We start from the raw sequence: 14164 nt of genomic DNA, 5'->3' as shown, positions 1-14164 counted from the left end.
GCGCTTCATGTATCTGTCAGTACTCGGCACTCCGGGTCGCATCCGCGGCGACGTCGAAGTGCCCAACTCGAAATATCACGCGCACCGCGCGCTGATCCTCGCGTCCCTGGCGCCCGGAGTCAGCCGCATCACGGGCCTCACGGATGCCCGCCACGTGCAATACACAGTCGATCTGCTGCGCGGGCTCGGCATCAAGATCGACATCGACGGCAACACCTTCGTCGTGCACGGCGGCCAGTACCGTCCGCGTCGCGGCACCATCTCGGCCGGAAGCTCCGGCACGACCTTGTACTTCATGGTCGGCCTGGCGTGCTTGTCCGACCGGGACGTCGTCGTCACCGGCCAGAAATACTTCCAACGCCGGCCGATCGGCCCGCTGCTCGACGCGCTTCGTCAAATGGGCGTCGATGCACAGTCCCCGACCGACTGCCCGCCCATCGCCGTCAAGGCCCGGCGCCCCGTCGGGGGAGAGGTACATATCGACGGCACCTTGTCGCAGTGGATCTCCGGGCTCATCCTGCTGGCGCCGTTTGCCAAGAACCGCACGACGATAGTTGTCGACGGCACGCTCAATGAACGCACGTACATCGACCTGACCGTCAAGATGATGCGCCAGTTCGGGCTGCACGTGAGCGCATCGGCGGACGGGTACCGGTACGAGATCGAACCGAACCAGCAGGCGCATCCGGCGGACGTCGTGATGCCCCCGGACATCGGTTCCGTCGCGTTCGGACTGGCCGCGGCCGCCATCCACCCGTCCGACGTGCTCTTGCGGGGCCTGCTGCAGACCAAAGCCGTGGATTCCGACCACCCCGAGGCCGATTTCCTCGACATCGTGTCCAGCATGGGCCTGCCGATGGAATTCGACGAAAAGGCACGCGGCGTGCGCGTCGTCCATGACGGAATCCGGCTGAACCCCGTCACGGTCAACTGCCGAGACATCCCCGACATGCTGCCGATTCTGTCCACACTGGCCAGCTTTGCCGACGGCGAGACCGTCTTCACGAACGTCGAACACGTCCGATTGAAGGAATCCGACAGGGTCACGTCGATGCTGCAGCTCAACGGCATGGGCGGCGACCTCGACTTCGACGGCAGCAGCCTCAAGGTGCGCGGCGTCGACTCGCTGGCGGCCGCCGACCTGTCCTCGTTCAACGACCACCGCGTGCTCATGTCGCTGGCCGTGGCGGCGTCCGCGGCCGAGGGGCGCAGCACGCTGACCTACCCGAACGCGTACCGTATTTCCTACCCCCGGTTCCTCGACTCGATGAACCTCTTCGGGCTCGACATGCGAGTGGAAAACGGGAAGGCACCGAAGACTACCGCCAAATCGCGAAGGGCGCTGCAAGTGGATCAAGACGCCATCGAACGCGCTGCCGCAGTCACCGGCGAACAGTGGGTACGCCGGTGGGCGGGCGAGCGCCCGGGCGAAACGGCCGTCGTCGATGCCCGGAAGACCGCAACGACCTATCTGACGTGGCACGATCTCGACGAACGCGTCGATCGCGCGGCCGCCCTGCTGCTGAGCCTCGACGTCGGACCGGGCGACCGGGTCGCCGTCCAACTGCCGAACTGGTCCGAATTCGTCGTCATTGCCGTGGCGGCCATGCGCATTGGCGCAGTGGTCTGCCCGGTCATGCCGATCTTCCGCCAGCGCGAAGTCGCGTTCGCCCTGCGCCGCTCCGAGGCACGCGTGTTCATCGTGCCCGAGGAATTCCGCGGACGTCGGCACGCCGACGAAGCGGCAGCTGTCCTCGAGGGCGGTGACCTTGACCTGACGGACGTTCTTGTCATCCGCGCCGATCAGCCGGAAGCCCTGCCGGAAACGGCCGGCGTCCGCTGGCACGACTGGGACGCCGCACTCGACCGCGTCGACGTCGACAGGGCCGCCATCGATGCGCGCGCCCCGGACGCCGAGGCAGCGGCGCAGTTGCTGTTCACGTCCGGAACGTCCGGCGAGCCGAAGGGCGTCATTCAGCGCCATACGACCTTGAGCCGGGCCGCCGCCATGGAGATCCGCCACCTGGGGCTGCGCCGGAACGAGGCCGTCTACATCCCGTCGCCGCTCGCCCATCAGACCGGGTTCCTCTACGGAATGTGGCTGGCGTTCGTGCTCGGAGCGCCGCAACTGTTGCAGGCCGAATGGGACCCCGAGCGCGCGCTTCAAGTCCTGCGCGGCTGGAAGGGCACGTTTGTGCAGGCCGCCACGCCGTTCCTTACCGACTTGGTCAAGGCGGTCGAGAACGGCGCCGCACCCGCTTCGAGCCTGCGAATCTTCGTGGCCACCGGCGCCGCGGTCCCGCGTGCCCTTGCCGAACGCGCCACCCGCGTGCTGGGCACGACGGTGTGCGGCGCCTTCGGCACCACCGAGACGTGCTTGGGCGCGCTTGCCGCTCCCACCGACGAACCGGTCAAGGTGTGGGGCACCGACGGCCGGGCGCTGCAGGGCGTGAACTTGAGGATCGTGGACGACGCCGGCAAACTGCTGCCGGACGGCACCGAGGGCAACTTCGAGCTCAAGAGCGACACCATGTTCTCCGGGTATCTGGGCCGGGACGACCTGACCGCCGAAGCGTTCACGGACGACGGCTGGTACCGAACCGGCGACCTTGCCACCATCGATGACGCCGGCTTCCTGCGGATCACCGGGCGGGTGCGCGACGTCATCAATCGCGGCGGCGAGAAGATCCCGGTCGCCGAGATCGAAGAATTGCTGTACCGGCATCCGGACGTCGAGGACGTCGCGCTGGTGGCCATGCCGGACGAACGGCTCGGCGAACGCGGATGCGTGTTCGTGGTCCCGGCCGCCGGCGGCGCCTTGACCTTCGAAAAGATGCAGCAGTACCTCGACGAGAACGAGGTGTCGAAACACTACTGGCCCGAACGGCTCGAAGTGACCGATGAGATTCCGCGCAATGCAGTGGGTAAGATCCAAAAGTACGTGCTGCGCGAGCAGGCCGGCAGCCTCGCCTCGCAGCGCATCGACGACAGGAGTAACTGAGTGACCACCCAGGAAGCCGCCGCCGGACGCGGAGCGGCGGGGCTTGCCGACGACGCTTTCGATGCCTTGCTGGCCGAGGTCACGGACTGGACGGTCGGGCCCGGCGAGGAATGGGCCGAGACCATTGAAGCCGGTGACGGGTACGTGCCCGAAGAGTTGTGGACCGAGCTGAAGACCCGCGGCTACCTGTCGCTGGCCGCCCCGGCCGAGCTCGGCGGCCGAGGCCTGACTTTCGTGCAATGGATGCGGCTCATGGAAGTCTTTTCCCGCTCGCACGCGTCGATCAGGATGATCGTGCACGTCGTCAACGGCACGTGGCGGGCCATGAACCCGTACGCCGACGACGTCCAGCGCGAAAAGTTTGTGCGGCCCAGTATCGCCGGCGACATCAAGGTGGCGTTCACCTTGACCGAGCCGGGCAACGGTACCGGCGCCGACATCACGTCGACGGTCCGCCGCGACGGCGATACCTACTACCTGACGGGCGCGAAGCATCTGATCACCTTCGGCGTGCGCTGCGACTATTGGCTGTTGTTCGCCCGGCTCGAAGGATCGACCGGCAAGGACGGCACCGTTGCGTTGCTCGTCGACCGGAATGCTCCGGGAGTCGAGGTCGTCGACACCTCCAAGACCATGGGCGTGCACGGAACCGACCATGCCGAGCTGTACTTCACCGACACCCCGGTTCCGGCCGCGGCGCGTCTCGGACAGGAAGGCGAGGGGTTGGACGTCGCACTCGGCGGCTTCCTGACGCCGAGCCGCATTTCGGTGGCCATGAGCTGCGTCGGCCTGGCCGAGCGCGCCCAAGAGCTCGCTGTCGGGTACGCGTTGAAGCGCGTCACGTTCGGTAAGCCGCTTGCCGCCCGGCAGGCGATCTCGTTCATGATCGCCGAGAACGAGGCCGACATTCAGGCCGCGCGGGCAGTCGTCCTCGAGGCGGCCTCGCGCTGGCAGGACGGCGGTGAGCGCGATACGGCCATGTCGTCGATCGCCAAGATGACGGCGGTCGACATGCTCACCCGCGTGACCGATAAGGCCCTGCAAATACACGGCGGGCTCGGATACTGGCAAACGCAAAAGATCGAACGCGTGTACCGTGACGCAAGGGCCCAGCGGTTCGAAGAAGGCACCAACGAGATCCAAAAGACGGTCGTCGCGCGGGACGTATTCGCCCGCGCCGCCCGTGCACAGTCAGCGGAAGGTTAGAAATCAGTGACGAACTCTAAAGTCGCAGTCATCACGGGCGCCTCCAGGGGAATCGGCGCCCGGCTCGCCGAAATGCTCGCGGCCGAGGGTGCCTCGGTAGTCGTCAACTACAAGAAGAACGCCGAGTTGGCCGAGAAAGTCGTCGCCCGGCTGCGCGAACTCGGCGGCGACGGCGTCACGGTGCAGGCCGACGTCGAGAATCCCGAGGACATCCCGCGCATCTTCGACGTGGCCGCCGAGAAGTACGGGCGCGTCGACTACTTCGTGAACAATGCCGCGGCGTCCGCCTTCAAAAAGATCGTCGACCTGAAGTCCCACCACCTCGACAGGTCGTACGCCATGAACGTTCGCCCGTTCGTTCTCGGCGCGCAAGAAGCCGTGAAGCTGATGGACGACGGCGGCCGGATCGTCGCCGTCACCAGTTACGGCAGCGTCCGCGCGTACCCGACGTACGCGGCGCTCGGCTCCTACAAGGCCGCGGTCGAGAGCTTCATCCGCTATATGGCCGTCGAGTTCGCCGGATACGGCATCAACGTCAACGGCGTCAACGGCGGTCTTATCGACTCGGATTCGCTCGAATACTTCTACGACAAGGTTCCGGGGCAGGCTCCGATCGAGACAGTGCTGCAAAAGATCCCCAAGGGCAAGCCGGGCACCGTCGACGATATGGCCGGGGCAATCAAGTTCCTGCTGTCCGACCAGTCCGAATACATCACCGGGCAAACTCTCGTCGTCGACGGCGGGCTGTCGGTCGTTGCGCCGCCGTTCTGGCACGACACGACCGATCCGCTGAGCCTTCCGCCGCGCCCGACTCGCTAGATGCCGCGCTGGTCGGAGCCGGCCCGGATCGGCGCACTCGAATTGAAGCATCGCATCCTGATGGGGTCGATGCACATGAATCTCGAGACGGTCGGCGACGGCAGCGATCTCGCCGCGTTCTACGTCGAGCGTGTTCGCGGCGGCGCCGATCTCATCGTGACGGGCGGCATCGCCGTCAACCGTGTCGGTGCGGGCGGGCGGGGCTATGCGATCCTGACCGAACCGGACGACGTCCGGCGTCTTCGGCGGGTCGCGCGCGACGTGCACGCCGCCGGCGGCACTATCGCGCTGCAACTGTTCCATGCCGGCCGGTACGCTTTTGAAAGCGCATTCGGCATGACCCCGGTGGCGCCGTCCGCGGTCTACAGCGGTTTTTCCCGGTGTGAGCCGGAGGCCATGTCGGACGAGCAGATCCGGCAGACCATCGACGACTTCGCGGCCGGCGCCCGGTTCGCCGTCGAAGCCGGCTTCGACGCCGTCGAGATCATGGCGTCCGAAGGCTACCTGCTCAACCAGTTCGCTTCGCCGGTGACGAATCTGCGCGACGACGAGTGGGGCGGGGATGCCGGGCGGCGCGCCAGGTTCCCCAGCGAAGTGGTGCGGGCCGTGCGGCGGGCCGTCGACGTGCCGGTCATCGCGCGCACGTCCGGCGCCGACCTGATGAAGGGATCGTCGACAGCGGACGAACACGATGCGCTCGCCGTCGAACTGGTGCGCGCCGGCGCGGACGCCGTCAACGTGGGCATCGGCTGGCACGAATCCCGGACACCCACCGTGCAGGGTCTGGTGCCGCACGGCATGTGGATCGAGGTGGCCGCCCGTCTGCGCGGCGCCGTGCGCGCGGCGGGCTTCGACGTGCCGGTGATCGGGTCGAACCGGATCAATTCGATGACGCAGGCCGAGGAGGTGCTGGCCGCCGGCCGCGTGGATCTGGTCTCGATGGCCAGACCGTTCCTTGCCGATCCGGCGATAGTGGCGAAGGCCGGACGACCCGATTTCGTCAACACGTGCATTGGATGCAACGAGGCCTGCATCGACAGGTCGATCGGCGACGCCGCCGTGTCCTGCCTTGTCAATCCGCGCGCCGGCCGGGAGCTGCGCTTTCCCCTTCCCGATCCGCCGGCCGCGTCGTCGACGGTCCGGGCATCAACACGTCGATTCGCGGTCGTGGGCGCCGGACCGGCAGGCATGCAGGCCGCGCTGACGTTGGCCCAGGCCGGTCACGCCGTCGACCTCTTCGATGCCGAGTCGCGAATCGGCGGCCAGTTCCGCCTGGCGTGCCGCGTGCCGGGCAAGGAAGACTTCGGCGAGACCATCCGCTATTTCGAGAACGAACTACCGAGGCTCGGCGTTGCAATCCGACTGGGCAGGCGCGTGACGGCCGCCGACTTGGCCGGTTACGAACACGTCGTCGTCGCGACAGGCGTCGAGCCCCGCGCCGTCGACCTGCCCGGCGCGGACTTGCCGCATGTGCTCAATTACCACCAGGCGTTCGATGCGCTGGACACTGTCGGGCGACGCGTGGCGGTGATCGGCGCCGGAGGTATCGCCGTCGACCTGTCCGAGCTGCTTGCCTGCCCGGACGCCGCAGGCATCGATGACGAGGCCGCCCGCGAACGCTTTGCCCGCTCGCACGGACTGACGGAAAGCGGCGGTCGCGCGCCGAGCGCTCGCCAAGTGACGATCATGCGACGGTCGGGACGGATCGGCGCCGGTATCGGCCCCTCCACGCGGTGGGCTGTCGTGGCCTCCATTCGCAGCGCCGGCGTACAAACCCTCACGGACGTGGCCTATCGGAGGATCACCGACGACGGCGTGTGGATCGCCGAATCCGGTACCGGTGTCGACGACGGCAGCGAACGGTTGATCCCTGCCGACACGGTGGTGATCGCTGCCGGACAGGAGCCGAGCACGACGCTGGCCGCCGAGCTCGCTGGCGGCGGAATCCCGCACACCGTGATCGGAGGCGCCCGCGACGCGTCCGGATTGAACGCCGTCCGCGCTTTCGACGACGCGCTGCAGGCCGCCACCGCCCTCGCCTGACCTCCCCCGTCGTCGAGAGTGGAGTAGTTGTCGGTTTTTGGGCCCGAAAACCGACAACTACTCCACTCTCGACGCGATGAGGCGGCGGATAGTGGCGATGGTCACCTCCGGTTCGTCTTTCACGCTACGCTTCGTCAGCACTTTCAACTGCCACCCGACTTCCGTATAACGGTCCCTCCGGCGGACATCGCGCTGCCACTGATCCTTATCGGTGCGGTGATGCTCACCGTCATACTCGAAAGCGAGCTTCCACCGCCGATAACTCAGATCGGGCCGGGCCAGCCACTCGCCGGAGACCGGATCGTAGAGCGGAACGTTGATTTCGGGTTCGGGCAGGCCGCCGTCGATGAACATCAGCCGAGTGACACTTTCCATGGCGGAGTCCGTCCCGGTGCGGATGAGCCGGCTCGCCTCACGCAAAGTGCGGACGCCGCGGACGCCGTGCAGGCGGCGCACGGCACGGCCGATATCCTCGGGCGTGGCCAGGGCGAACCGATCGCTGACCAAGGCATCTCCGGCCACGACAAGGCTGCTGCGCGACCAGCCGGCGGCGGCCAGATCGATAAGCGTGCGCACCGGCGTCGTGACGGGGAGAACCGGACCGCCCGGAGAACCGTTTGCCCCAGCGGCCGCGGCGTCGAGCTGGTCCACCGCCCGGCGCCCGGTGAGGAACGACGTCGGATCGATCACCCGGGTGCCGACCATCATGATGTCCGCCGCCGCAATGACATTGCGATGCGATGTCACGCCGTTTCGGACGCCGTGATCTTTCCACCGGCCGTGCAAGTTCGTTTCCGTCACGTGCACGGTCGTTGCGCGCGGCCCGGGAAGGCCGAATAATTCCGCAGCGGTGTGGTGACTGATGACCGCGCCGGGCCGCGCCAACAATGCGGCAGTACACCGCATCCAGAGTTCCCCGCACCGCTCGGCGTCGATGCGGATGCCTCGGCTCGGCGCGATCAGAGAATTTGCTCGAAGGTTGCCGCGGGTTAGCCCGTGTTCGAGTGCTTCGCGGACCGTGAAAACCGTCGGATGATTCGTGTCCATACGTCCACGTAAACCGGTCCGCGGCGACGGCGTAGCGCGTTTTGGGAATCTGTGGAAAACGGAAATCCGCGTACCGCCTGTGGACGAAACCTGCCCGCCTCGCCGAGAGTGGAGTTGTTGTCGGTTGCCGGACCCGAAAACCGACAACTACTCCACTCTCGGCGGAGGGTAACGGGCAGGGAAAGAGGCTGTGGCAGGTGAAAAGGAAGGGCCGGTCAGGAACCCACCGAGGCATCGTCCGGCTTGGGAGCCGCGCGCAGAGCCACTGCCACCAGGCCGGCGGCCACCATGACGGCACCCACCACCCACAACCCGGCCTTTTCGCTGCCCGTCGCGTCGGTCAGCCACCCGGTGATGTACGGGCCGAAGAATCCGGCCAGGTTGCCCAGCGAGTTGATCAGCGCAATGCCGCCGGCTGCGGCAGCGCCCGTGAGGAACGTGGTCGGCAACGGCCAAAACGCCGGAAGCGCGGCGCAGATCCCCATTGCGCAGATGGTCACGGCAATCATGGTGGTGAACGGCGAGTGCAAATACAACGCGATGGGAATGGCGATGCCTCCCACGATCGACGGTATCGCCACGTGCCACACCCGCTCGCCGGTCTTGTCGCCGTGCTTGGCCCAGAAGTACATGGCAAAGCAGCCGAACACGTAGGGGATGGCCACGATCAGGCCCTGCTGGAACACCGAGTAATGCGTATTGAACGTTTCTTGGAAGCCGGCGATGATCGTCGGCAGGAAGAACCCCACCGCGTAGAGGCCGTACACGATGCCGAAGTAGACGAACGCCAAGAGCAGGATGCGCGGCTGGGTGAGCGCCTTCTTCAACGGATAGTGGTACCGCTGGCCGGTCTCCGCCGCCTCGGTGTCCATTTCCTTTTGCAGCCAGGCCCGCTCGTCGTCGGCGAGCCATTTGGCATCCTGCGGCTTATCGGTCAGGAACCACCAGCAGATGACCCCGACGATGATGGCCGGTACGCCCTCGACTAGGAACATGAACCGCCAGCCGTCGAGGCCGAACAGGATTTGGTGACCCACGGAGATGAGCCAGCCGGACAATGGGGAGCCGATCACCGATGACAGCGGCACTGCCAGCATGAACAGCGCGACGGCCTTGGCCCGCTCACGCCGCGGGAACCAGAACGTCAAAAATAAGATGATGCCCGGGAAGAATCCCGCTTCGGCAATGCCCAGCAGGAACCGCAGGACGTACAACGTGCCGGCATTGGGCACGAACGCGATGATCGACGCCACAATGCCCCAGGACACCATGATGCGCGCAATCCAGCGGCGGGCGCCGAACTTGTGCAAGGCCAAGTTCGACGGCACCTCGAGGATCAGGTAGCCGATGAAGAACAGACCGGACGCCAATCCGAACGCCGCGCTGGTCAGCCCGAGCGCCTCGTTCATGCCGTGCGGAGCCGCGAACCCGATATTCGACCTGTCCAGATAATTGATGAAATACAACAGACCCAGGAATGGCGAGAGCCGCCACGCGACCTTGCGCATGACCTTCTTGCGCATTGCGCTATCGGCGGGGGCCGGATTTGATGCTGACACGGTGGCTTCTCCTCATTGAGTCGATTTGCTGGTGGCCGAATTGCCGGGCCGAACTAGAGAGTCGGTTCGAAGCGCCCGTCGGCTGCGAGCCAGCCGCCGTCCACGAGCTGCTGCGATCCGGTGACGAAGGACGCCGCGTCGCCGGCCAGGAAGACGATGGCGCCGGCGATCTCGTGCGGCTGTGCCCAGCGCTTCAACGCGCTCTTTTGCTCGTAGGCGCCCCACCACTCGGGATCGGATTTGATTTGCGTGGTCAGCGGCGTTTCAAACGCGCCCGGCAGGATGGCATTGACGCGCACGCCCTTGGAGCCGAGCTCGGTCGCCATGGTTTTGGTGAGCTGGACGACGCCGGCTTTGGCCGCCGCGTACAGCCCCTGGCCCGGTTCCACAACAACGGCACGGAAACTCGCGAACGTGATGATCGAGCCCTTGCCGCGCTCGGCCATGAAACCGCCGAATGCGCGCATCAGCCGGTACGTGCCCTTGAGGTTGACGTCGATGACTGTGTCGAAATCGTCGTCGGAGGTGTCGAGCAGTCGCCGGCGAGCGTTGTATCCGGGCGTGACCACCAGGATCTCGGCGTCCGCGTGTTCGGCCGCGCACGCGTCGACGGCGGCCGTGTCGGTCACGTCCAGTGATGCCGCGACGGCTTTGCCGCCGGATTCGGTGATCCGGCGCACGGTCTCTTCGGCGCCGTCCGAGTTGAGATCGGCGGCGACGACGAAGGCGCCGAAATCGGCGAGTCCGCTTGCGGCAGCTGCCCCCAGTCCGCTTCCGGCGCCGACGACTACCGCCTTACGGCCGGACAGGTCGTACAAATCCTTGATGTTCACGTGGGGCGGACCTTTCTGCAAGTAATCGTTTGTCTCGACAATAACTGCAGCGTTGACCGGGTGGAACCACCGATCACTATATGGAAGACGATTACCAATCTTCTTCCGGATGGCGGGCAAGAATCGGAATGGACGACGTCTCCAAGCCGATGATTGACGCTTCATCGCGCCGGTGGCGCAGCACGTTGTCGATGTACGACTCGACTGCCTGCTTCATGCCGATCTCGTGTTCGGCGGCCTGTGCCATGAACCACCGATGCTCGAGCACTTCATGGAAAAGTTCGGCCGGTTCGAGTTTTCCGGTCAGTTCGCGCGGCACCGACCGAATAGTCGGCTCGAAGACTCGGGTAAGCCATTGATGCGCGACGATCTCCTCATCGGCCGCTTGCTGATCGGTCTCGGCCCCGAACGAATCCAAGTCGTTCAAGAGCCGGCGCGCCTGGTTCTCCCCGGCATCGAGTCCGGTCAGGCGCAGCAGCCGGCGCTGGTGATGGCCGGCGTCCACGACCTTGGGCTGGATCTGAACGGTCGTGCCGTCGAAATCCGTAGTGATCGCGAATTCGCCGACGTCGAAACCCAAGTCGTTGAGCCGCCGCACGCGCGCATCCACCCGCCAGCGGTCTTCGAGCGCAAATGACTCGGCCTCGGTCAACTCGGCCCACAGCGACCGGTAACGGGTGAGGATCTGCTCGCTGATCGGCAGCGGATCGAAATCTTCACTCACCAGCTCGCCGGCCTGCAGGTCGAAGAGTTCGCCGGCAATGTTCACCCGGGCGATTTCGAGGTCGTGTTCGCGTTGGCCATCGCTGAGCGTGTCGTACAGCTCCCCGGTCTCGGCGTCGACCAAGTAAGCGGCAAATGCTCCGGCATCCCGGCGGAACAGCGTATTCGACAAGGAAACGTCGCCCCAGAAGAAGCCAACAAGATGCAGCCGTACCAGTAGGACGGCCAGCGCATCGATCAAACGCGTGGCGGTATCCTCGCGGAGCATTTGCGAGAAAAGGGCGCGGTAGGGAAGTGAGAATTTCAAATGCTCAGTGACAAGGGCGCACTCGAGCTCGTTGCCTTGTGCATCGGCGCGGCCCGTGATGACGGCGACAGGGGACACGCACGGCACATCGAGCCGGCCGAGCAGTCGGAGCAGCTGGTATTCGCGCCGGGCGAAGTGTTCGCGGGTTTCCTTGACGGCAATGACTGAGTGCGAAAGCGACGCGAATCGGACGATGTGCCGGGAAATTCCGCGGGGAAGCCCGACCAGCGCCGATTCGGGCCATTCCTCGAGCGGCGTCCGCCACGGCAGCATGAGCAGCGCCGGATCGGGATTGACGGCCGTGATGTTGAGCGAGCCGCTGATGGGCATTGGCATCCTTCGCGAGAAAAGCCCCGCGGACGGCCCGTGTGCCGGGACGTCCGCGGGGCCGTGACGACTAGTCGCCCAGGCGTTCCCCGGTTGCGCCGTCGAACAAGTGCACGTGCCCCTGCTTTGGCAAGAAACCGACGGTTTCGCCCTTGTCCGGGGGAGTGCGGCCGTCCACGCGCGCAATCAGCGGCGCGTCGGTCTCACTGCCGCCCACGCGCCGTCCGTAAATGTACGCGTCCGCACCGAGCTCTTCCACCACGTCAACGATGACGTCGATGCCCGATCCGTCCGTCGACGGGCCGAGATCCTCGGGACGCACGCCGAGGGTGACTTCGGACGTCGATGCCGCGCCGAGCACATCGCGCGGAACCGGGTAGACGGTGTCGCCGAAGCTCACGCCGCCGTCGGTGGCCGGCAGCGTGATCAAGTTCATGGCCGGTGAGCCGATGAATCCGGCGACGAAGACATTGTTCGGGTGGTCGTACATGCGGCGCGGGGTGTCGACCTGCTGTAGGACGCCGTCCTTGAGGACGACGACGCGGTCACCCATCGTCATGGCCTCGATCTGGTCGTGCGTCACGTACACGGTCGTGACGCCCAAGCGGCGCTGCAGCGAGGCGATCTGGGTGCGGGTTTGCACGCGGAGTTTGGCATCCAGGTTCGACAGCGGTTCGTCCATCAAGAACACCTGCGGTTCGCGCACGATGGCGCGGCCCATTGCCACACGCTGACGCTGGCCGCCGGAGAGCGCTTTCGGCTTGCGGTCCAGGTAGTCTTCGAGGTCGAGCAGCTTGGCCGCGTCGCGGACGCGTTCCATCCGCTTGTCCTTGTTCACGCCGGCGATCTTGAGTGCGAACCCCATATTGTCGGCCACCGACATATGCGGGTACAGGGCGTAGTTCTGGAAGACCATCGCGATGTCGCGGTCCTTCGGCGGCACATCGGTCACGTCGCGGTCGCCGATCAGGATGCGGCCGGAGTTGACGTCTTCGAGGCCGGCCAGCATGCGCAGCGACGTGGTCTTGCCGCAGCCGGACGGCCCGACCAGGACGAGGAATTCGCCGTCCGCGATGTCGAGGTTGAGTCCGTCGACTGCTGCGCGGTCGGTGCCCGGGTAGACACGGGTGGTGTTGTCATATGTGACAGTTGCCATGAGCGATCTGTCCCTTCACTGGCAGGTACGTGCCAGACGATCCGTTGTGATGGGTGAATCCTCAAAGACTCTTCTTTGAGTGACTTGATAATACATGACGATTCCGGGACCGCTTCTCAGCTTTGCCGGACCGCACGTCCGAGGCGCCGGATACCCGGGTCGATAGAGTCGCCTCATGGACAACCGCGACATCCGTCTGCCGGACCTGGCCCGGGCCGCCGGCGTGAGCGTGGCGACCGTCTCGCGGGTGCTCGGCGGGCGCGGACGCGTGGCCGATGCGACGGCGGCCAAGGTTCGAGACGCCGTCGAACGGCTGGGATATTCGCGTTCGACGCTGCTGCCGGAGAGCCCCAGCCGGCTCATCGCCGTCCTGTTGCCGCCCGCGGCCGCGGGGTGGCAGGTGGAGACGGCGGCCGCGCTCACGCACGCCGTCGCGGCGGCCGGGCACGTGGCGGTCAGCGGGAGTGCGGCGGGGACGGCGTGTGCCGCGTGGTTGGGATTCGACGCTCCGGAGCTCCCGGACGGATATGCGGGGCCGGTGGCGCACCTCGGTGACGCCGTCGAAATCGCCTCGGGACTCGGCGACGCGCTGAGGCATCTGGCGGCGCTGGGACATCGCCGGGTCGGGCTGGTGACGCAGGACGGCGCGCTGGGCGCGGCCTGCCGGGACGCCTTCCTGGCCTCCCACCCGAGCGCCGGACACGTCAAGCCCGCCGACCTGGCCCGTTGGATCGTCCCGACCGCAAACGATGAGTCGGCCGGCGGACGTGCCATGAGAGAGCTGCTGGACTCCACCTGCACCGCCGTCGTCTGCAGCACCGATGCGCAGTTGTTCGGGGCGCTGGACGCCGTCCGGGCCGTGAAGCTCTCGGTGCCGCGGGACGTGTCGGTGCTCGGCATCGGCGACGATCCGCGGATGCCGTTCACGGGTCCGGCCGCCACAATGGTCCGCATCGACCCGGCGGCGGTGGCGGATACCGTGCTGCGATCCGTGCTGGCGGCAATAGCCGGGAGCGGCGAGCCGGGCTCGCCGGTGCAGCCGGCAGCCGCGCCGGCCGAATTGATAGTGCGTTCCTCGACCGGGCCGGCGCGCGGTGTCCGGTAGCCGCGGTGTCCGGCGCGGCGACCGACTGAGGATTCCTC

At 66.3% G+C, this 14164-nt stretch carries 10 protein-coding genes; 5 read left to right on the top strand and 5 right to left on the bottom strand.

The window, feature by feature from the left end; genetic code table 11:
- The first annotated feature begins 7 nt into the window (after positions 1-7).
- From aroA to BJY26_RS01405, 4 genes are read left to right on the top strand one after another with little or no spacing between them, the layout of a single operon-like run.
- Positions 8-3001, top strand: a complete 2994-nt coding sequence (gene aroA, locus BJY26_RS01420) for a 3-phosphoshikimate 1-carboxyvinyltransferase (protein ID WP_179425037.1) — start codon at positions 8-10, stop codon at positions 2999-3001.
- On the top strand, positions 3002-4207 hold the full coding sequence (locus BJY26_RS01415) for an acyl-CoA dehydrogenase family protein (protein ID WP_179425036.1): 1206 nt from the start codon (positions 3002-3004) through the stop codon (positions 4205-4207).
- A gap of 6 nt (positions 4208-4213) precedes the next feature.
- Complete coding sequence (locus tag BJY26_RS01410; protein WP_179425034.1) at positions 4214-5026, top strand: SDR family oxidoreductase; 813 nt, start codon at positions 4214-4216, stop codon at positions 5024-5026.
- Positions 5027-7069, top strand: a complete 2043-nt coding sequence (locus tag BJY26_RS01405; RefSeq protein WP_179425032.1) for an oxidoreductase — start codon at positions 5027-5029, stop codon at positions 7067-7069. It abuts the gene before it with no gap.
- Between the two features lie 57 nt (positions 7070-7126).
- Here BJY26_RS01405 and BJY26_RS01400 read toward each other — a convergent pair whose 3' ends face one another.
- From BJY26_RS01400 to BJY26_RS01380, 5 genes are all read right to left on the bottom strand, one after another.
- Positions 7127-8116, bottom strand: a complete 990-nt coding sequence (locus tag BJY26_RS01400; protein ID WP_179425030.1) for a hypothetical protein — start codon at positions 8114-8116, stop codon at positions 7127-7129.
- A gap of 215 nt (positions 8117-8331) precedes the next feature.
- Positions 8332-9675, bottom strand: a complete 1344-nt coding sequence (locus tag BJY26_RS01395) for an MFS transporter (protein ID WP_237248845.1) — start codon at positions 9673-9675, stop codon at positions 8332-8334.
- Between the two features lie 53 nt (positions 9676-9728).
- A complete protein-coding gene (locus BJY26_RS01390; RefSeq protein ID WP_237248846.1) occupies positions 9729-10508 on the bottom strand; it encodes an SDR family NAD(P)-dependent oxidoreductase in 780 nt (259 codons plus the stop codon).
- 91 nt (positions 10509-10599) lie between these two features.
- Positions 10600-11868, bottom strand: coding sequence for a DUF4032 domain-containing protein (locus BJY26_RS01385; protein WP_237248847.1), 1269 nt, complete (start codon positions 11866-11868; stop codon positions 10600-10602).
- Positions 11869-11935: 67 nt separating this feature from the next.
- On the bottom strand, positions 11936-13021 hold the full coding sequence (locus BJY26_RS01380) for an ABC transporter ATP-binding protein (protein WP_179425023.1): 1086 nt from the start codon (positions 13019-13021) through the stop codon (positions 11936-11938).
- A gap of 175 nt (positions 13022-13196) precedes the next feature.
- On the opposite strand from BJY26_RS01380, the gene BJY26_RS01375 reads away from it, so the two are divergent.
- Positions 13197-14126 (top strand): LacI family DNA-binding transcriptional regulator, encoded by a 930-nt coding sequence (locus tag BJY26_RS01375; protein ID WP_179425021.1) that lies wholly within the window; start codon positions 13197-13199, stop codon positions 14124-14126.
- Positions 14127-14164: the final 38 nt, after the last annotated feature.

The organism is Spelaeicoccus albus (genome assembly GCF_013409065.1).
GTDB lineage: Bacteria > Actinomycetota > Actinomycetes > Actinomycetales > Brevibacteriaceae > Spelaeicoccus > Spelaeicoccus albus.
The sequence above is the reverse complement of the archived record's forward strand: the minus strand, read 5'-3'. Positions and strand labels throughout refer to the sequence as shown.

What these genes read in the sequence shown, in the direction of transcription:
- aroA (WP_179425037.1), top strand. Translation starts at nt 8, where the DNA reads ATGTATCTGTCAGTACTCGGCACTCCGGGTCGCATCCGCGGCGACGTC.
- BJY26_RS01405 (WP_179425032.1), top strand. Translation starts at nt 5,027, where the DNA reads ATGCCGCGCTGGTCGGAGCCGGCCCGGATCGGCGCACTCGAATTGAAG.
- BJY26_RS01400 (WP_179425030.1), bottom strand. Translation starts at nt 8,116, where the DNA reads ATGGACACGAATCATCCGACGGTTTTCACGGTCCGCGAAGCACTCGAA.
- BJY26_RS01385 (WP_237248847.1), bottom strand. Translation starts at nt 11,868, where the DNA reads ATGCCCATCAGCGGCTCGCTCAACATCACGGCCGTCAATCCCGATCCG.
- BJY26_RS01380 (WP_179425023.1), bottom strand. Translation starts at nt 13,021, where the DNA reads ATGGCAACTGTCACATATGACAACACCACCCGTGTCTACCCGGGCACC.
- BJY26_RS01375 (WP_179425021.1), top strand. Translation starts at nt 13,197, where the DNA reads ATGGACAACCGCGACATCCGTCTGCCGGACCTGGCCCGGGCCGCCGGC.